Origin of the sequence: Pseudomonas lactucae (assembly GCF_036688725.1) — a bacterium.
Taxonomy (GTDB): Bacteria; Pseudomonadota; Gammaproteobacteria; order Pseudomonadales; family Pseudomonadaceae; genus Aquipseudomonas; species Aquipseudomonas lactucae.
In genome coordinates this window covers 216,137-235,907 of sequence record NZ_JAQQPT010000006.1, presented here as the reverse complement: position 1 = coordinate 235,907, position 19,771 = coordinate 216,137, and the positions used below count along the sequence as shown (strand labels likewise).

At 62.6% G+C, this 19,771-nt stretch carries 15 protein-coding genes; 7 read left to right on the top strand and 8 right to left on the bottom strand.

The annotated features are described in order from the left end of the window. Positions 1-81: 81 nt before the first annotated feature. Entirely contained in the window at positions 82-1,089 is a 1,008-nt protein-coding gene (locus V6M90_RS09005) for an SGNH/GDSL hydrolase family protein (RefSeq protein WP_003176386.1), read from the bottom strand. Between the two features lie 307 nt (positions 1,090-1,396). Here V6M90_RS09005 and V6M90_RS09000 point away from each other — a divergent pair, with 307 nt between their 5' ends. Together V6M90_RS09000 and tam are read left to right on the top strand one after the other, a co-directional pair. Further along, complete coding sequence (locus V6M90_RS09000) at positions 1,397-2,851, top strand: aminotransferase-like domain-containing protein (RefSeq protein WP_332846348.1); 1,455 nt, start codon at positions 1,397-1,399, stop codon at positions 2,849-2,851. Positions 2,852-2,894: 43 nt separating this feature from the next. Continuing rightward, positions 2,895-3,656, top strand: a complete 762-nt coding sequence (tam, locus tag V6M90_RS08995; RefSeq protein WP_141063397.1) for a trans-aconitate 2-methyltransferase — start codon at positions 2,895-2,897, stop codon at positions 3,654-3,656. A gap of 12 nt (positions 3,657-3,668) precedes the next feature. Here tam and V6M90_RS08990 read toward each other — a convergent pair whose 3' ends face one another. Further along, positions 3,669-4,229, bottom strand: coding sequence for a cysteine hydrolase family protein (locus V6M90_RS08990; RefSeq protein ID WP_141063398.1), 561 nt, complete (start codon positions 4,227-4,229; stop codon positions 3,669-3,671). 96 nt (positions 4,230-4,325) lie between these two features. On the opposite strand from V6M90_RS08990, the gene V6M90_RS08985 reads away from it, so the two are divergent. The 3 genes from V6M90_RS08985 to V6M90_RS08975 all read left to right on the top strand — a co-directional run bounded on the left by V6M90_RS08985 (position 4,326) and on the right by V6M90_RS08975 (position 7,311). Then, positions 4,326-5,285 (top strand): GlxA family transcriptional regulator, encoded by a 960-nt coding sequence (locus tag V6M90_RS08985; protein ID WP_042945351.1) that lies wholly within the window; start codon positions 4,326-4,328, stop codon positions 5,283-5,285. Between the two features lie 171 nt (positions 5,286-5,456). Beyond that, entirely contained in the window at positions 5,457-6,566 is a 1,110-nt protein-coding gene (locus tag V6M90_RS08980) for a DUF3182 family protein (protein ID WP_141063399.1), read from the top strand. Next, a complete protein-coding gene (locus tag V6M90_RS08975) occupies positions 6,556-7,311 on the top strand; it encodes an alpha/beta hydrolase family protein (protein ID WP_003176379.1) in 756 nt (251 codons plus the stop codon). Before V6M90_RS08980 ends, V6M90_RS08975 begins: the two co-directional genes overlap by 11 nt. 129 nt (positions 7,312-7,440) lie before the next feature. On the opposite strand, the gene V6M90_RS08970 is transcribed toward V6M90_RS08975, so the two are convergent. The 4 genes from V6M90_RS08970 to V6M90_RS08955 are packed head-to-tail and all read right to left on the bottom strand — an operon-like array spanning position 7,441 to position 11,342. Beyond that, positions 7,441-8,394 carry a lysylphosphatidylglycerol synthase domain-containing protein gene (locus V6M90_RS08970; protein ID WP_003176378.1) on the bottom strand — a complete coding sequence of 318 codons (954 nt, stop codon included), beginning with the start codon at positions 8,392-8,394 and terminating at the stop codon, positions 7,441-7,443. Then, positions 8,384-9,646: a cardiolipin synthase ClsB gene (gene clsB / locus V6M90_RS08965; protein ID WP_332846347.1), complete on the bottom strand. Its 1,263-nt coding sequence runs from the start codon at positions 9,644-9,646 to the stop codon at positions 8,384-8,386. Before clsB ends, V6M90_RS08970 begins: the two co-directional genes overlap by 11 nt. Continuing rightward, complete coding sequence (locus V6M90_RS08960) at positions 9,643-10,419, bottom strand: endonuclease/exonuclease/phosphatase family protein (RefSeq protein ID WP_332846346.1); 777 nt, start codon at positions 10,417-10,419, stop codon at positions 9,643-9,645. Before V6M90_RS08960 ends, clsB begins: the two co-directional genes overlap by 4 nt. Then, entirely contained in the window at positions 10,416-11,342 is a 927-nt protein-coding gene (locus V6M90_RS08955) for a DUF72 domain-containing protein (RefSeq protein WP_332846345.1), read from the bottom strand. Before V6M90_RS08955 ends, V6M90_RS08960 begins: the two co-directional genes overlap by 4 nt. A gap of 148 nt (positions 11,343-11,490) precedes the next feature. Here V6M90_RS08955 and V6M90_RS08950 point away from each other — a divergent pair, with 148 nt between their 5' ends. Then, a complete protein-coding gene (locus V6M90_RS08950; RefSeq protein ID WP_332846344.1) occupies positions 11,491-13,590 on the top strand; it encodes a mechanosensitive ion channel family protein in 2,100 nt (699 codons plus the stop codon). A gap of 27 nt (positions 13,591-13,617) precedes the next feature. Here V6M90_RS08950 and V6M90_RS08945 read toward each other — a convergent pair whose 3' ends face one another. Then, the gene (locus V6M90_RS08945) at positions 13,618-17,865 is read right to left on the bottom strand and encodes a DEAD/DEAH box helicase (protein ID WP_332846343.1); all 4,248 of its coding nucleotides are present in this window, start codon (positions 17,863-17,865) and stop codon (positions 13,618-13,620) included. Positions 17,866-18,032: 167 nt separating this feature from the next. On the opposite strand from V6M90_RS08945, the gene V6M90_RS08940 reads away from it, so the two are divergent. Continuing rightward, positions 18,033-18,917 carry a sugar nucleotide-binding protein gene (locus V6M90_RS08940; protein WP_042945347.1) on the top strand — a complete coding sequence of 295 codons (885 nt, stop codon included), beginning with the start codon at positions 18,033-18,035 and terminating at the stop codon, positions 18,915-18,917. Positions 18,918-19,053: 136 nt separating this feature from the next. Here V6M90_RS08940 and V6M90_RS08935 read toward each other — a convergent pair whose 3' ends face one another. Further along, positions 19,054-19,752: an OmpW/AlkL family protein gene (locus V6M90_RS08935; protein ID WP_003176371.1), complete on the bottom strand. Its 699-nt coding sequence runs from the start codon at positions 19,750-19,752 to the stop codon at positions 19,054-19,056. Positions 19,753-19,771 lie beyond the last annotated feature (19 nt).

Sequence of the window (19,771 nt, the reverse complement as noted above, 5' to 3'; positions counted from 1 at the left end):
ATGGAGGAATCAGGCTTTTTCTTCTTTTTTCCAAACAGGCGCAGGAAAAACTTTTTGATGGATTTCATGTGCAAGTCCTTTTCAGCGAGTGACGTCAAGAATGAGTTTTGAAACCAGGTCGTTGCCGGCATCGGTGAAGTGGATACGGTCGACGAACTGCCAGTCCTGCGGGGCCAATGCCTCGGCCAGCAATGGCGTGATGTCGACAAACCCCACCCCCATCGCCTGTGCCCCTTCACGCAGGCGCTGGGCATAGGCTTCGCGCACCGAGGTTTGCAGGATGTCGCCATACACCTCGGTGAAGTTGCCGAGCTGGTCGAGTTCGGCAAACAGTTGCTCTTCCTCGGCGCTGCCGGTCTCGCGGACCCAGCCGGCCAAGGGTTGCAGGATGAATGTCAGCTTCGCCCCCATGTCGGCCGCCAGGGCGCGCCAGATATCCAGATGCTGCAAAGTCAGGTTGGCGGCGTAGTCGATCTGTTCCTGCATCGACGGCGGCGCGGGTTGCTCGGGCTCCTGAGGCTTGCCGAACAGATTCGACAGGCTCCAGTGGCTGGCGGCCGGCTGTTGCGGCGTCAGGGCATCGAAAAACTGATGGCAGTTGAAAAACGCCCCGTGTTCGCCCCGATAGGCCTGGGGCTGGCGCGCCAGGCCAAGGTTGTTGAACCCGGAGAACAGCACGATTTCATCCACCCGCGGCAGGTGGTGCCGGTTCAGGGTGAACAGCACCAATTCTTGAGTGGAGTTGAAACTGCGACCGCCGAAATTGATCCAGCGTTGACCCCGGGAGTCGTTGTGCGTCAGGCGCGAGGCCAGCGTCCAGCTGTCGGCGCTGGCGCCAATGCCGAATACAGTGGAGCTGCCCGCCAACAGGCGCACCGGGCCGTTATTCTTGCCGCCATCGATCACTGAATAATTGGTGCCCAATGACTCGGAATAACGGAAACCGGACGAATCTGTATTGACCACGGGAGAACAATGGTCAGTCGGGTGGAAGTACATCAAATAGGGTAACCATCGAACTTCACCGGCATCGGTAAATTTCTGTTCGTACTCGGCCATCTGCGGTGTGAGCGTCATCCTTGCCGTCATTGCGCTGGGTCCCCTTGGTATTCGCTGGGCAGTTTCCAACACCTGGCGTTGATAATTATCAGGCGTCTGTTTTGTAGGGCATTTCTTAAAATTGGTGCGTACTGTGCTGCTTTGTTATTTTGCGGCTACCGTGTCCTAGGCCCTGTGCACCGTTCTGGGGCCTATCATCCCAAGGCGACGGTGTGTATTGCAGATACAGCAGAACTCAATCTTTTAAATACAGATACGCTTTTAAGGCCGAAAATTTTTCAAAAAAATGCCTATCTGTAACTTCTTAAGCCACAGATGAGCAGCTACAGTCAGACTTATGACTCTTTATCTGAACCTCGCCGAATTCATCAGCAGCCGCATCGAGCAAGGCCTGTACGGGCCTGGCGAGCGTTTGCCATCTGTACGCACCCTCAGTCACGAGCACGGCGTCAGCCTGACCACCGTGCAACAGGCCTACCGTGTATTGGAATGTTCGGGGTTGGCGATACCGCGTCCCAAGTCGGGCTATTTCGTGCCGTCGGACCGGCGCGTGGCACCCTTGCCGCAGATGGGCCGGCCGATCCTGCGGCCGGTGGACATCTCTCAGTGGGACATGGTCCAGGAGCTGATGCGCTTCGATCAAAGCGCCGATATCGTCCAACTGGGGTGCGGCATGCCGGATATCAGCTCCCCGACCCTCAAACCGCTGCTGACCGCGATGGCGCGTATCAGCCGGCGCAGTGACAGCACCAGCCTGCAATACAGCCACATCCAGGGCGTATTGGCCTTGCGCGAACAGATCGCCCGGCTGTCCATCGACTCGGGCGTTCGCCTCACCCCGGCCGACCTGATTATCACCAGCGGCTGCCAGGAAGCGCTGTCCACCGCAATCCGCGCGATCTGCTCGCCCGGCGACATTGTGGCGGTCGCCTCGCCGAGCTACCACGGGATGATGCAGATCCTCAAGGCGGCCGATCTCAAGGCGTTGGAAATCCCCAGCGACCCCGTGACCGGCATCAACCTGGAAGCCTTGGAAATGGCCCTGGAACAGTGGCCGATCAAGGTGATCCAATTGACCGCCAACTGTAACAACCCCATGGGCTACATCATGCCCGACGAGCGCAAGCTCAAGCTGATCCGCATGGCCCAGCGCTTCGACGTGCCGATCATTGAAGACGATATCTACGGTGACCTGTCGCACCGCTATCCACGCCCGCGCTCGCTCAAGTCCTTTGATGAGGACAATCGGGTCGTGTTGTGCAGTTCGCTTTCCAAAACCGTGGCCCCAGGCCTGCGCGTCGGCTGGATCGCTCCCGGGCGCTATCTGCCCCAGGTGCTGCATATGAAATACATCGGCTCCGGCGCCACCGTCACCCAACCGCAACTGGCGGCGGCCGAATTTATCGCCAAGGGCAACTACCTGCTGCACCTGCGCCGCATGCGCAAGCAGTACAAGCGCAACGGCGACCTGATGAGTGAGTGGGTCAACCGCTATTTCCCGGCCGGCACCCGCGTCAGCCAGCCCCAGGGTGGCTTTACCCTGTGGGTCGAATTGCCTGGGGAGTTCGACACCTATGCCCTCAACCGCCTGCTGGAAGCCCAGGATGTGCAGGTGGCCAATGGCAATATTTTCTCGGCGGCGGGAAAATACCGTAATTGCATCCGCTTGAATTTCGCCAACCCGCCCACCCGCAAGGTCGAGATGGCCGTGCAAAAGGTCGGGCAGACCGTTGGCCAGTTGATGCAGATGGAGTCGGACAACACCCTCACCGCGCAACAACGCCAGCCTTAGCGCCCTGCGTTTTAAAGGCGCTGCGTTTTAAAGGAAAGCCGCAATGACCTGGTCCGCCAAGCAGTACACACTATTTGAACAACAACGCACTCGCCCCGTCCGCGACTTGGTAGCGGCCATTCCAAGCACCGAAGTGCAGACCGCTGTTGACCTGGGCTGCGGCCCTGGCAATTCCACCGAAGTTCTGGCCGAACGTTTTCCGCAGGCGCGGATCACGGGGCTGGACAGCTCCGACGACATGCTGATCGACGCCCGCAAGCGTCTGCCGACGCTCAGCTTCGAACTGGCGGATATCGGCGCCTGGGCTCCTGCGCAAAGCTTCGATGTGATCCTGGCCAACGCTTCCCTGCAGTGGCTGGCGGACCACGCCACCCTGTACCCGCACCTGGTCAGGCAATTGAACCCCGGCGGTACGCTGGCGGTGCAAACCCCGGACAACCTCGACGAACCCGCGCACCGGCTGGCGCGTGAGGTTGCGGGGGAGGGGCCGTGGGCGGACAGGATCGGCGCGGTCAAACACAATGCGCGTCACACCGCGAGTGACTACTACGAACTGCTGACTCCGCACTGCAGCAGCGTCGACGTATGGCGCACCACCTACCTGCACCCCTTGGCGGATCACGCGGCAGTGGTGGAGTGGTTCAAGGCCTCGGCGTTGCGGCCTTATCTCGCACCGCTGAGCGATAGTGAAAAAGCCGCGTTCCTGCGGGATTATCAGGCGCGCATTACCCAGGCCTACCCAGCCCTGGCAGATGGCACGGTGTTGCTGCCATTCCCGCGCCTGTTCATCATCGCGACCCGCTAACGCCGGTAGCGGTCATACGGCTGCCTGAGCCTGCACATACTCATCGGCCGACACCACACTCGCGTACCCGAACGCCAGTGACGCCATGTAAGCGGCATGCACCTGTGCCGCCGGAATCACTTGCCCATTGAATTCCAGGTCCCGCGTGGCGCACGCATCATGGATCACCGTGACGCTGTAGCCCAGGTCCGTCGCCGCCCGCACCACGGCATCGATGCACATATGGCTCATGCTGCCGACCACCACCAGTTCGGTGATGCTGCGTTGCTCCAGCAGGGCGCGCAGGTTGGTTTCGCGAAACGCATTCACAAAATGTTTAAGTACCACCGGCTCGTTGCCTTCGTTCAGCACGGTCGGGTGCAAATGGGCGCCCTCGGAGTTTGGTGTGAAGAAGGGTGCGTCCTCGGAGGTAAATTCATGGCGCACATGAATCACCGCGTCCCCGGCTGTGCGGAACGCCTGCAGCACCTGGGCGGCCTTGTCCGCCGCCGCCTGCACGCCGTCAAGCGGCCACTTGCCTGCGGGGAAGTAGTCGTTCTGGATATCGATTAGGATGAGCGCTTGCTTGGCCATGGTGAGTGCCTCGTGATGGGTGGATGGGGCCAGTATCTTAGCTGGCGTCGACGCCGGGCATTGGCTGCACCGACAATAACAGGGGGAAAACTGACAATGGCTGTTGTGGAATTGGGCGTGTTGATCTACCAAGGCGCGCAACTGGCGGCGGTGCACGGCTTGACCGACCTGTTCGGGGTCGCCAACCGCATCGCCGCCGAGCACCAGTCGGCGCAATTGCCGTTGCTGCGCATCAGCCATTGGCAGGTTCAGGACGATGGCCAACCGACCCGCGTATTCGATAGCCACCCAGGTCTCGATCAACCGCTGATGGCCGTGCTGGTGCCGCCGTCGATTGGTGAGTTCAGCGAGCAACAGACGCCCCCGGCATTGCTGGAATGGCTACGCCGGCAGCACGCACAGGGCACGGTACTGGGTGGCGTGTGCATCGGGTCGATCATGCTGGCGCGCAGTGGCCTGCTGGACGGTCGTAGCGCGACGACCCACTGGTCGTCCGCCGAGTCTTTTGCCGCGCGCTTTCCGGCCGTGCGCCTGGAGGCGGACAAGCCTATTGTCGATGACGGTGACTTGATCACCACCGCCGGGCTGATGGCCTGGTCCGAACTGGGCCTGCGCCTGGTGGACCGGTTGATGGGGCCGAGCATTGCGGCGGACACCGCGCGCTTTTTGGTCATCGAACACAGCGACAGCGCCAGCCAGTGCGGCAGTAACTTCGCACCCATCCTCAGCCATGGCGACGCCGCCATCCTCAAGGTTCAGCATGGCTTGCAAGCCAGCGGCGCGGTGGATGTGTCCATCGCCGCCATGGCGCAGCAAGCGGGCCTGGAGGAGCGCACCTTCCTGCGGCGTTTTCGCAGCGCCACCGGCTTGAAACCCACCGAATACTGCCAGCACCTGCGCGTGGGCAAGGCACGGCAGATGCTGGAGTTCACCAACGGCACCATTGACCATATCGCCTGGACCGTCGGCTACCAGGACCCCAGCGCCTTTCGCGCCACGTTCAAGAAAATCACCGGCCTGGCCCCCAGTGATTACCGTCATCGGTTTGGCGTGTGAATCGTGCAGAACGCCGTCTTCCCGTGGCGGCGTCGTGCAGAATAAAACAGGCCAACTGCCATCGGGATTGTGCCAACCGGCTGATTTCAAACCACTCCTGCGCACAGCGCATTTGGCCTGATCTCTGCAACGCTCCTGCTACACACATGGAAGCATGGCCAAGGGGGACGCATGACCCCGATTCATCCTCAAAAGCTGGTCGTCGCTCACTCCACTCGAGCAGAGGCGCCCCAGCACGAAGTCGACACCAACCGAGCCTTGGCGCGCTGGCTGGCGCAGGTCCTGGGGCTTGAATTCGGCGGTCGCTACGATCCGCAACACCACGCAGGCCGTGAACTCTACGTGCTGCCCACGCAGACCCTGGTGGGTCCGGCCCAGGCGCTTGCACTCAACGTCAGGGGCCCCGAAGACTTGTGGGGCGGTTATGTCGATCACGATTTCATCTGCACCAAAGCCATCAGCCACGGTCTGCTGGGCCCTGAAGCCAGGGCGCCCGAAGGCTGGTCGCCGCTGTTCTGCGAGCGCGTGCGCAACGTGGTGCTCGATGGCCTCAGCGTATTCGCACTGGAAGACGCGCGACCAGCGGCCACACGCCTGCTCTACAGCGGACCCATCCGGCTAAAGCCGGTACACGCCTGCGCCGGGCGAGGCCAGGAAGTTATCCACAGCCTCGACGCGTTCGAAGCGCTATTGGCGCGGCCCGATGCGGCGACGCTGTTCAATGCGGGCGTGGTGCTGGAACAAGACCTGCGCGATGTGGTCACCCATAGTGTGGGCCAGAGTTTTATCGGCGAGCACGTGTTCAGTTATTGCGGCGAGCAATACCTGACAAAGGACGGGCAGGGTGAGGACGTCTACGGCGGGTCCAACCTGCTGGTGGTGCCGGGGTATTACGAGGACTTGCTCACGCTCGACCTGCCTGACGACGTGCGTCTGGCTATCGAGCAAGCCCAGGTCTTCGACGCAGCCGCCGACGAAGCCTACCCTGGCTTCTACGCCTCGCGGCGCAACTACGACATCGCCCAAGGCCTGGACAGTGATGGCCAACGCCGCAGCGGCGTGCTCGAACAATCCTGGCGCATGGGCGGGGCCAGCAGCGCGGAAGTCGCAGCGCTGCAGTGCTTCATCAACGATCCGGGGCTCAAGGCGATACGGGTGTCCTCGGTAGAAACCTACCAGGAGCAAGCGCTGCCGGCCGATGCCATCGAGGTGTACCGCGGCCCTGCGGACCACAGCGACTTTCTTCTCAAGTATGTAACGGTTAACCCTTATGACGGCTAGAAGCGAAAGCATTGCGATCGATATCGACGACGAACAGATGAGCGGGACGTTCCTGAGTCCCAAATCCAAAGTGCCGGGCGTGTTATTCGTGCACGGCTGGGGCGGCAGCCAGGAACGTGACCTGGAGCGGGCCAAGGGCATCGCAGGCCTCGGCTGTGTGTGCCTGACCTTCGACCTGCGCGGGCATGCCGGCACCGGTATTCCCTTGTCACGCGTTACCCGCGAAGACAACCTGCGCGACCTGATGGCGGCTTACGACCGGCTGCTGTCCCATCCCGCCATCGACACCTCGGCGGTCGCGGTGGTGGGCACCAGCTACGGCGGTTACCTGGCGGCGATCCTCACGTCATTGCGCCCGGTGCGTTGGCTGGCGCTGCGGGTACCGGCGCTGTATCGCGACCAGGAGTGGACCAAGCCCAAGCGTGACCTGGACAAGATGGACCTGATGGATTACCGCAGCACGCTGGTACAGGCCGACACCAATCGGGCGCTGCACGCGTGTTCGGCGTTTACCGGAGACGTGCTGATCGTCGAATCTGAAACCGACGATCATGTGCCCCACGCCACCATCATGAGCTACCGCGCGGCCTGTCAGCAGACCCATTCCCTGACCCACCGCATCATCGACGGCGCCGACCATTCCCTTAGCGATCCAGTCTCCCAGCAGGCCTACACCTCGATCCTGGTGGACTGGATTACCGAGATGGTGGTGGGGGAGCGGTTGAGCATCATCCAGTCCCGATAAATCACCCGCGCCCGTGGCGGTCTGACAGCTGAGAGGCATTTACCCGATGCCCCGCGCTCAAATGTGGGAGGGGGCGGTGCGACGATTCGACTTGCCCCCGATGGCGATGTATCAATCACAACAGTCCTGTCAGGCCGTCTTCTTCACCCGCAACGCCTTGGCCTTGGCCTCCACGCCCAGATACATCACCAACGTAATCAGCAGCGGACAAATAAAGTAAATCGCCCGATACGCGATCAACCCCGCCAGCAAACTGCCGCGCGACGCCTCGTGTTGCAACAGCCCGATAAACACCGCTTCCAGCACCCCAAGCCCGGCCGGTATGTGTGTCACCACGCCGGCGATAGCGCTGATCAGCAACACGCCCAGCACCAGCGGATAATCCAGCTTGGCCGGCAGCAAGGTAAAAATCACCGCCGCCATCAGCGACCAGTTCAACGCGCCCAGGGCCAACTGCAAGCACGCCATGCGCAACGACGGCAGGTTGATCTCAATGCCCCGAATCGACCAGGCACGTTTCTTCGAAAACCGGCACGCCGCCAGGTAACCCAGGCTCACCAGCACCAACAACACGCCGACGCCTTGCAGCGCGCCGCTGCTGAGTTTCCAGCCCGGCGGCATGCTCACCAACCCGCTGCTGAACACCGCGCCGGCCAACGCCATGTAGCCGAACCAGTTGGTGGCCAGGCTCAGGCCGAGGATTTTCGCGATATTGCTCGTGCTCACCCCCAGTCGTGAATACAGCCGGTAGCGCATGGCGATCCCGCCCACCCAGGCACTGAGGTTGAGGTTGAACGCGTAGCTGATGATCCCCACCGGCAGGATCTGCTTCCAGCGCAGGTCTTGGCGAATGTAGGTGCGGCCGATCAGGTCGAAGCAGGCGTAAACGATGAAGCTGCACAGGGTCAACGCGCTGGCGATCAGCAGCGTGCGCAGCTTGAAGTCGCCCAGGGTCTGGAACACCTCGCTCCAGTCGATACGGCGCGCGAGCATCGTGAAGAGTACGATCAGCAACAGGAAGAAGGCGATGGTCAGCGGTTTCTTCCAGCGCTTGAAACGCGAACCGCCGGTTTCAGACGTCATGGGCGTGGCTCTCAAAAGGTTTCAATCGCGGTTTGTGCGCCGGCAGCCAACCGGTCAGCGCGGGAAAGTGGCGCATCACATGAAACACCAGGAAACCCACGGTCAGCCGCCATAACCACAGGCGCGGCTTGCGGTTTTCCGGCATGGTCTGGCAGTGATTTTTGGCGAGGGCTTGCAACCGCTCGTACAGGCACTGATTGAAACCACGGTCGCGGATCAGCACATTGGCTTCCAGGTTCAGCGCCAGGCTCAACGGGTCCAGGTTGCTCGAACCCACGGTGGCCCAGTCGTCATCCACCAACGCCACTTTGCCGTGCAGCGGGCGCTGGCAATATTCGTGGATCACCACGCCATCCTTGAGCAAATAGTCGTAGAGCATGCGCGCCGCGAGCTTGGCCAGCAGCACGTCGGGTTGGCCTTGCATGATCAACTGCACGTTCACGCCGCGCCGCGCCGCATTGCGAATCTCGCGCAGCAGGCGGTAACCGGGGAAGAAGTAGGCGTTGGCGATTACCGCGCGTTTTTGCGCTTTGCTCAACGCATGGATATAGGCCTCTTCGATGTCGTTGCGGTGTTGCAGGTTGTCGCGGTAAATCAGGCGTACCAGACCGTCGCCCTTGTCGGTCGGCCATGGCGAAGGTCGTTGCTGACGTCGCCGCCAGCCGCGTCGCGCACGCACCTGGCGACCGCTTTGGGCGAGGGCAAAATGATGCAGGTCGGCCACTGCCGGGCCGGTCACCTGCACGGCGTAATCCTGTTTGGCTTCGGGGCCGAAATCTCCCAGGTGATCGGCCGAAAAATTGATCCCGCCGATAAACCCCACCGTGCCATCCACCACCACGATCTTGCGGTGCAGGCGACGAAACCAGTTGGTGCGAATGCCCAGGGTCTTGGCGGCAGGGTCGAACAGTTGCACCATCACGCCGGCATCGGCCAACGCCTTTAAAAATGGCGCACTCAGTTCGCCGCAGCCAAAACCGTCAAGGCTCGCCACCACCTTGACGCCACGCTGCGCGGCCTCGATCAGAATGCCTTGCAGTTCATGGCCCACCTTGTCTTCGAAGAGAATGAAGGTCTCCAGCAGGATCTCGCGCTGGGCCTTGCGCATGGCATCGAACACCCGAGGGAAATACGCCTCGCCATTCTCCAGCAACTCGACCTGGTTGCCGGTTTGCCAACCGTAGTCCAGATCGCGGGCCTTGCTGTCATCCGGCGGCTGGTCGGTGGAAATGTGCTCGACGGCGACGTTCATAGTTCAATCTCCACCGACAGTGGCACATGGTCGGACAGGTGTGACCACGGGCGTGTATTCAGTACCCGTGGGTGATGCACCTTCAGGTTGCGCACATAAATGCGGTCCAGCGCCAGCAACGGCAGGCGTGCCGGGAAGGTGCGCGCGAGTTTGCCGTGGGCGTGCACGAACACTTCCGTAAGGCCGCTCTGGCTAAGGTCGGCGCGCTGGCGCCAGTCATTGAAATCGCCGGCCACCACCAGCGGGGCGTCGGCGGGGATCTCCCTGATGCGCTGTTCCAGCAGGCGCAGTTGCTGCTGGCGGTGCACCTCGCGCAGGCCCAGGTGCATACAGATTGCATGCACCTCCTGCCCGGTGCCCGGCAGGCGCAACACGCAGTGCAACAGGCCACGGTTCTCGTGGCCGCTCTGGGAGATGTCGAGGTTGTCGTAGCTCACGATCTGGAATTTCGACAACAGCGCATTGCCATGGTCGCCGTGGGGATAGACCGCATTGCGCCCGTACGCGAACTGCGGCCAGATGCTGTCGGCGAGGAACTCGTACTGCGGCATGTTCGGCCAATCGCTGTAGCGCTGCGGATGGCGTTCGTGGGTGCCGTGGATTTCCTGCAGGAACACGATATCGGCGCCCACGCTGCGCACCGCTTCACGCAGTTCGGGCAGGATGAAGCGTCGATTGAGGGCGGTGAAGCCCTTGTGGATATTCACCGTCAATACCGTGAAGCGCGTGATGGCGGCGGTGGGTGCGACGGGGATCAGTTCCGGCTGCGTCATGGCAATACCCCCGGCTCAGGCAATTTTCCAGGCGCCGTGGCGAGGTGTTTATCCAGCTCGAAACGTTGTAGCAAGTGGCGGGCATCGAAGGGCGCCCGCACCTTGATGTCGTTGTCGAAAAAGCAGAACACATCGCGTTGCTTGCGTGCGCGGGGCTTGCGCTGCGGGTCGGCCAGGTGGGCGTCCGCGGGCTGTTTGCCGTGGCGCCAGCAGTCGATGCGATCTCCCCAGCGCTGGAGTGCTTCGTCGGTGTAGCCGCTGGCGTACAACTGTTTGTCACCGTGCAGGCGCAGGTAAACGAAGTCGGCGGTGACATCTTCGAGATAGGGCCACTTGCCGGCGGTGTCCGCGACCACCAGGGCGACGCCGTACTTATCGAGCAACTGCACAAATTCCGGCACGGCAAAACTCGTGTGGCGGATCTCAACCGCATGGCGCAACGCGCGCTTGCCGTGGGCCTGCAGGCTTGCCTTGCCGTTCAGGCGCGGCTCGTGCTGGCGGGCGAGGGCGGCGGCCTGTTGCGTGTCGGTGGGCAATTGCCTGAGGAAAGCCTCGAACAGCGGCGGGTCGAACTTGAAGCTGGGCGGGAACTGCCAGAGGATCGGCCCGAGCTTGTCTTTCAACGCCAATACGCCTGAGGCGAAGAAATTCGCCAACGGCGCATGCACGTCGTTCAGCCGCAGGATATGCGTGATGTAGCGCGGCGCCTTGACGCTGAACATGAACCCTTCAGGCGTGTCGGCATACCACTCGGCGTAGCGCTTGGGCGTTTGCAGCGCATAGAACGAGCCATTGATTTCGATGCTGTTGACGGCCCGTGACGCAAACTGCAACTCGCGTTTCTGGGTCAGCCCTTCGGGGTAGAAGTCCCCGCGCCAGGGCGTGTAGCGCCAGCCGGAAATGCCGATGTGAATCGCCGCCATGGTTGCTCCCGTGGGAAGAGGGTCGTTGTGGGATGACTGCGAGATTTGTGTGAAAGTTTCGCTGTTCCTACAGGCGGCATATTCTCGGGAACGATCATGGCGCAAACTCGTCAGTTCCTTACAGACCCTTCTGAAGGAGCTCGGTGTTTTGTTGAATCTCAAGACTGCATTACTGCTTGGCGCGCTGTTGTTCTGCGGCAGCGGCGCATTGCAGGCCGCGGCAACCGCGCCTGAGCCCGAAGCACCGGCCAAGCCGGAATTGTTGGTGGAAGGCGGCTTGCTCGGGGCCATCAGCTCCAGCATCGACGACGTGCAGCAGAAGCTGGATCTGAACCAGAACGTCATCGATGAATGGCGTCTGCGCGCCGACCGGGCCGCGAATGAAGTCGGACGCCTGGTGGACCAGACCGCTGCGCGCTCACCGTGGAGCGTGGCCGGTGACTTCCTGTTGCTGTCCGGGGTGTGGGTCGGCGCCTTCACGCTGTTGACGCTGCTGGGGCGATTTATCGTGCATCGGCTGGGCCAGCGCAGCTTTTTCGAGCGGCGCGAGCGCCTGCTGGCGGTGCTGGGCTATGGCTTGCCCTATACGATCCCGGCCGTGATCTGCCTGCCGCTGACCCTCTACGTCAGCCATTTTCTGGACACCTCCATCGGCCGTGCGCTGGCGCTGTGTTTTGCCTACGCCACCAGCAGCGGTATTTTCTCCACCTCCATGCTGTTGTGCGTGATTGTCATGTTCAACGTCGGTCACAAGCGCACTGCGGTGCGGAGTATTCGCGACTACTGCCCCAAGCCGCTGTTCCTCATCGGCTTTCTCGCCGCCCTCAGTGATGCGCTGACCAGCCCGCAGATTGCCCGTCAGTTGGGCGGCAATATCACCAGCAGCATCGCGGTGTTTACCGCGCTGTTCGCAACGGTGATTTTCGGCGTGCTCGTGGTGCGCCTGCGTCGACCTGTGGCGCATTTGATCCGCAACCGGCCATTGGCCCAACGCCTCAAACATCCGGCGTTGCAGCAATCGCTGCGGATCTTCTCCGGGCTCTGGTATTGGCCGATCCTGTTGATGGTGCTGGTCTCGGCGATCAACCTGATCGGCGCCGGCGACGATAGTCAGAAGGCCTTGCGCTGTGCGCTGTTCACCACGATTTTGCTGATCGGCACGGTGTTTCTCAGCACGGTGCTGCAACACCTGTTCAAGTCCCGCAGCCAGGTGGCGATCCAGCGCAGCAGCGCCTACAAGGAGCGCTTTCTGAGCCTGCTGCACGCGGTATTGCGCATCGTCATGGCCGTGGCCTTTATCGAAATCCTTGGGCGTATCTGGGGCGTGTCGTTGTTTGAGTTCGCTGAACGCAACGCCATAGGCCGCGCCATCAGCAACTCCCTGAGCAGTATCGGCCTGATCCTGCTGATGACCTGGCTGTTCTGGGTGGTGCTCGACACGGCGATCCAGGAAGCACTGAAACCGCCGGTGAATAAACGCTCCAGCCGCCAGCCGAGCACGCGGGTCAAAACCATCCTGCCGCTGCTGCGCAACGCGGTGAAGATCATCCTGGTGGTGATCTGTGCGATCACCACCATGGCCAACCTGGGCATCAACGTTGCGCCCCTGCTGGCAGGTGCCGGGGTGGTCGGGCTGGCCATTGGTTTTGGTTCCCAGCAACTGGTGCAGGATGTGATCACCGGGTTGTTCATCATCATCGAAGACACCCTGTCGATCGGCGACTGGGTGGTGCTCGACTCCGGCCACGCCGGCACCGTCGAGGGCTTGACCATTCGTACCCTGCGCCTGCGCGACGGCAAGGGCTTTGTACACTCGGTGCCGTTCGGGCAGATCAAGGCCGTTACCAACCAGTCGCGCCAGTTTGCCTATGCGTTCTTCTCGGTGCAGTTCACCTACGACACCGACGTGGACAAGGCCGTGGAGCTGATCCGCGAGGCGGGGCAGGCGATTCGCGACGATGTGTTCCTCAAGTACAACCTGCAAGGGCCGCTGGAGGTGTTTGGCGTCGACAAGATGGACCTCAATGGCGTGGTGCTCACGGCGCAGTTCCGCACCGTGTCGGGTGGGCAATATGCCGTGAGTCGCGCGTTTAACCAGCGGCTGAAAAAGCTTGTGGATAACTGCGATGAGGTGCATTTCGCGCAAACTTATCCACAGCAGGTGGTGTTACCCAAGCGGATGGCGCAGGTGAATGAGGAGATGCCCGCCTCGGTGGCGCTGACCGAGCAGCCCAGGCTTCAAGAATGAGGTTGGTTGTTCTGGCCTCATCGCAGCTCACCGCCTGAGCAACTTCTCCTGAATAGCCTGCTGTTTCATTTCCAGCAAAATCTGCTGCTTACCCCCAACCATCACGGCGGCCGGCAACCCATCCCGGTACACAACCCGATTGCCACTCACCGCCGGCACTTTGGTTCCCGGTAACAGCGTTCCGACCAGATTCAGCGGATCGGCCCCACACACCGCAATCAAACTACCGTCATGGGGCCGGCGCCGCACTTCGCGCAGTAACGGGATCGCTTCCGGCAACGCAAACTGTTCCCCCGCCAGGCCGCTGACAAATCGCCCGCCGCGAATCTGCCCCCGCGCTTCCAGCCGGTGAAACGTGCGCAGCAATTCGCGCCAGCTCGGCAGCCAATCCGCCTCGCGCTCCAGCAGGCGCCAGAACACCACGCCATAGCGGCGCAGCAGGGTCATTGCGATATGTTCCAGCGTCTCGGTCGAATGCGGGCCGGCAGCCGCGGGCGCGCGTCGTACCAAGGCCCAGCGTCCGGCATCGTCCATACCGCCGATAAACGCCCCACGCCCACGCCGACTGCTGCGCGCCTGGCGTTTGCTGGCGGGCGTGGTCAGGGCGCGCAGCCCGGCGAAGCTGTCGGCATTCACCAGGCCGGCGCCCACCAACTCTTGCAAGGCGCTCTCCAGTTCGCTGCGCAGCAAGTGGGCCTCGTGCACCAGCTCATCGAAAAACAGCGCGCCATGTTCGCGCAGGGCCAGATGGACTTTCTGGGCCTTGGGCGACAGGGTGGTGCTGTCGGTGAGTTCGGTCAGCCCGCTCCACAACGAAACCTGGCTGCGCGGCAGCAACACCACCGGCGTGCTGCGCAGGGCCATGGCGCTGCTCTTGTGGCTCAGGCGCGTCCACACCAGCTTGCCGCTGCGGCACAGGTCGTCCAGCCAGGTGGGTGAATAATCCTTGAGCCGTGCGCTGAGCAAGTCGCTGTCCCAGGCCGAGGTGGCGGCGGCATAGCCTTCGAGCTGAGCGACGATCTGCGGCAATACGGCGCTGCCCTGGCCACGGGTGCCATCGGACAGGTGCTGCCAATCGAACAGAAAACGCATGAAATCCTGCAGCGCCACCGGCTCGATTTCCCGTCGCAGGCGCTTGACCGTGTAGCGATGAATGCGCGCCAGCAAATGCCGTTCGCACCATTGCTCCTCGGTGGCGCCGGGGCTGAAGCGGCCGCGCAACACGTAGCCTTCCTGTTCCAGCCGGGCCAGTGCCTGAGTGATATCGGCCACCGGCAGACCCAGGGGCGCGGCGATCTCGATCAGGCTCAGCGGGCCAAAACCGCCCAGGCGTGCGCGCACCACTTCCAGCAGCGCTTGATCATAGGTCCAGGGCTCGTCGAAACCGGGCAGCAGTGGTAAGTCATTCGGGTAAATCGCCTGGACACAACTCAAGCGCTCGGCCGCCACCCACAGGCCGTTGGGCAACGAATGAGCGTGACCACTCTTGGCCAGGGCGCGCAGCCATTGCGCCCACTGCGGCGTGACTTCAGCGGCGGCAATGCACGCCAGGCTCATCAACGCCTCGTGCATTTCATCCACGCCATGGGGCGCCGGCCATGCCTCTTCGCGCACGCCGGCGATGGCGTCGGCATCCAGTGCGCCCAGGTCATCGGTGCTCTGCGGGTCGCTCCAGCGCCGGTTGAGCACGGCCTGGGTGCGGCGTTCTTCCAGCGGTGCGTCGTCGAGAAAGGTATAGGGCCGCGCGCTGAGGATTTCTGCGGCCATGGGCGAGGGCGCCGGCAGGTCGCGGCTGACCAGGCGCACCTCGCCACGCTCCATGCGCCGCAGCAGGGCCAGCCAGGCGTCGCTGTCCATGGCGTCGTGCAGGCAGTCGTCGAGGGTCTGTTCCACCAATGGGTGTTCCGGCACTTCGCGTTCGCCGGCGAGGTTTTCCAGGCAGGCGATCTGGTCGGGGAACACGCTGGCGATCAGGTCTTCGCTTTTCATGCGCTGGATCTGCGGCGCCACCTTGCGCCCGCCGGTGTAGCGCGGCAAGGCCAGGGCCACGCCGGCGTTCCAGCGCCAGCGCACGCCGAACAGCGGCGCGTCCAGCACGGCCTGGATCAGCAAGTGCTCGGCGCTGTTGCTGTTGAGATAGCGCCACACGTCATCCAGCGCGAAGCTGTGGCTGGTGGACAACGACAGCACGATCGCATTTTCGCTGGCCGCCGCCTGCAATTCGAAATTGAAGGTGCGGCAAAAGCGCTTGCGCAGGGCCAGGCCCCAGGCGCGGTTGAGGCGGCTGCCGAAGGGCGTGTGGATGATTAATTGTGTGCCGCCGGATTCGTCGAAAAACCGCTCCATGATCAACGTGTCCTGGGACGGCAAGGCGCTGAGAGCCAGGCGTGTGCGGGCCAGGTAATCGAGGATCTGCTCGGTGCTGGCGCGGTTCAAGCCGAGGGTGTCGGTGAGCCAGCCTTGCGCGGGTTGCAAGTCGCCCGGCGTGATGCCGAGCAAGGCATCCATCTGGCCCAGCAAGCGCGCCACGGCCATCGACAATTGGTGACTGCGCCCGGGTGCTTCGCCCAGCCAGAACGGAATGCTCGGCGGCTGGCCCTGGGCGTCTTCGACCCGTACCTTGCCGGTGTCTACCCGCAAGATCCGGTAGGACGTATTACCGAGCTGGAAGATATCCCCGGCGATACTTTCCACCGCAAAGTCTTCGTTGACGCTGCCGATATTCAGGCCCTGGGGTTCGAGCAACACGCTGTAGTCGGCATTGTCCGGGATGGTGCCGCCGCTGGTTACGGCCGTGAGCCTCGCGCCACGCCGGCCGCGCAATGTGCGGCTGAGGGCGTCGCGGTGCAGGTAGGCGCTGCGGATGCCCTGGCGACCGTTGTAGCCTTCGCTGAGCATCTGCAACAGCGCCTGGTAATGGCGTTCATCCAGTACGGCATAGGGCGAGGCACGACGGATCAGCGCGAGCAGGGCCTGCTCCGACCATTCCTGTGCGCTGACTTCGGCGATGATCTGTTGGGCCAGTACATCCAGCGGCGCGACGGGGATGCGCAAGGTGTCCAGTTCACCCCGGCGCACGCAATCGAGCAGGGCGGCGCATTCGATCAGGTCGTCGCGGGTGGTGGCGAACAGGCGTCCCTTGGGCGTGCCGCCGACCTGGTGCCCGGAGCGGCCGACCCTTTGCAGGAACCCGTTGATGGAACCGGGAGAGCCGATCTGGCACACCAGGTCGACATCGCCGATATCAATCCCCAGCTCAAGCGACGCGGTGGCGATCAGCACTTGCAGCTCACCGGCCTTGAGGCGCTGTTCGGCGTCCAGGCGCAGTTCCTTGGCCAGGCTGCCGTGGTGGGCGGCCACTGCGGTTTTGCCCAGGCGCTCGCTCAAATGCCGCGCCAGGCGCTCGGCCAGGCGCCGGGTGTTGACGAAAATCAGCGTGGTGCGGTGCTCGCGGGCCAGTGTGGCGAGGCGGTCGTAGACCAATTCCCAGACATCGTTGGCCATCACCGCCGAGAGCGGCACGGGCGGCACTTCGATCGCCAGGTCGCGCGGGCGGGCGTGGCCGATGTCGACGATGGCGCAGGTGCGGTCGGTGCCGACTAAAAACCGTGAGACCGCGTCGATGGGTTTTTGCGTGGCCGACAGCCCGATGCGGGTCAGCGGCGCGGCGCATAACCCTTGCAGGCGCTCCAGGCTCAGGGCCAGGTGGCTGCCGCGCTTGCTGGCGGCGATGGCGTGGATCTCATCGACGATCACCGTGCGCGTGCTGGCAAGCATCTGTCGACCGGAGTCGGAACCGAGCAGCACGTAGAGCGATTCGGGCGTGGTCACCAGAATGTGCGGTGCACGCTTGCGCATCTGCGCACGGTCTTTTTGCGGGGTGTCGCCGGTACGCACGGCGGTGCGGATCGCCACCGGGGGCAGGCCCTGGGCATGTAACTGTTCGGTAATGCCGGCCAGCGGGTTCTGCAGGTTGATCTGAATGTCGTTGGACAGCGCCTTGAGCGGCGACACGTACACCACCAGGGTTTCGTCCGGCAGTTGCCCGGTGTTGGCCAAGCCTTGGTGAACCAGGTCATCCAGCACCGCGAGGAAGGCTGTCAGCGTCTTGCCCGACCCGGTCGGCGCGGCGATCAGGGTCGAGCGGCGCTGGCGGATCAACGGCCACGCCTGCGCCTGGGCGTGGGTCACCGAAGGGAAGGTGCTGCGAAACCAGGCGCTGACGGCGGGGTGAAAGTCGTCCAACACCGTATCGGTCGATTCAGGAAGGCTCATGCAGTGATTGATGCCACCGGTTCCGACAAGTTGCAACCCCGCACTTTATCCGTGACGGTTGCGCTACAAACCCGCAAAATGCAACGATTCTGGCAACTACCTGCGGCAAGGCTCACACGCCTGTCGATAATAACCATCGTTCCAAACAGACCGGGCCTGCTCAATCTATGCGAATGCGCCTTATGTTACTGGGCGGCGGGAATGCCCTCGGGCAGGCGCTGATTCGCCTCGGTGCGGAGGAAGACATCGGTTTCCTCGCCCCCAAACCGCCCCAAGACGGCTGGGATGCCGCGAGCCTCACCCAATTGCTCGACGACACCCGTCCCGATGCCTTGATCAACCTCGCCTACTATTTCGACTGGTTCCAGGCCGAAGCGGTCAGCGAAACCCGTCTGGCCGCCCAGGAGTTCGCCATCGAACGCCTGGCTGAACTGTGTCAGCACCACACCATCACCTTGGTGCAACCGTCCAGTTACCGCGTGTTCGATGGCTCCCGCGCCACCGCCTACAGCGAAAAGGACGAGCCGGTGCCCCTGGGCCTGCGCGGCCAGGCGTTGTGGCGTATTGAACAGAGCGTGCGCGCCACCTGCCCGCAGCATGTGCTGCTGCGCTTTGGCTGGCTGCTGGATGACAGTGTCGACGGCACCTTGGGGCGCTTCCTGGCCCGGGCCGAACAACCGGATGAGTTGCTGATGGCGGACGATCGTCGCGGCAACCCGACGCCGGTGGATGATGCCGCGCGCGTGATCATCTCGGTGCTCAAGCAACTCGATTGCGCCGCGCCGCTGTGGGGCACTTACCACTATGCCGGGCATGAGGCGACCACGCCGCTGGCGCTGGGCCAGGCGATCCTCACCGAAGCGCGCAACTTCCACGCGCTGGCTATCGAAGCTCCCACTGCCCAGGCCCATGCGGCCCGCCCGGATGCGGCGGACGAACCGCAACATGCGGTGCTGGCCTGCAAAAAAATCCTGCATACCTTCGGCATCAAGCCACGGGCATGGCGGGCGGGGCTGCCGGCGTTGCTGGACCGGTTCTACCGCCACAGCTGAATCCAACGCAAAACCAAATGTGGGGGGGCTTGCTCCCGATAGCAGAGTTGACAGTCAACAGATTCATTGACTGATCCACTGCTATCGGGAGCAAGCCCCCTCCCACATGGGTTATGAAGTGTTGGTTAAAACAGGCTTAGAACTTGTAGCCGATACCCACCATGTAGACCATTGGGTCCACGTCTACATTCACCTTGGCACGGGTACCCGGCGCCACGGCGTTGTTTTCCACGGTGGCCTTGGTGCTGATGTCGATGTAACGCGCCTGGGCGTTGATCATCCACTTGTCGTTGATCATGTAGTCAGCACCGATCTGCGCGGCCCAACCCCAGGAATTCTCGGCCTTGAAGTTACTGAAACCGGCTTCGGAGGCGCGGCTGCCGACGTGTTCGTCGTAGATCCAGGTGTAGTTGATACCGGCGCCTACATACGGTTGGAACGCGGACTTGTTGTCCAGTGGGTAGTACACGACGCTCAGGGTCGGCGGCAGGTGTTTCAGGGTGCCGAGCTTACCGTTGGCGGCGCCGAGGGCGGTGCCCTTGATCTTCACGTCATGCTCGAACGGCGTGGCCGCCAGCAGTTCGATACCGACGTGGTTGGTAAGCATGTAGGCGAAGTTGAGGCCCAGTTGAGTGTCGCTGCTCATGGTTGCCTTACCGCCCAGGTTGGCGCCGGCCAGTGGACCCTGGTCAACTTTGACGGTGCTGCTGTCGGCCTTCGGGTTCACGGTGATTGCACCGGCGCGAACCAGAATATCGCCGGCTTCGTGAGCGTGGGCAACAGGGGCGACGAGGGCGAGCGCGAAGAGGGACGCGCCGAGCAGAGACTTGTTCATGGGAGCTCCAAAGGACGTT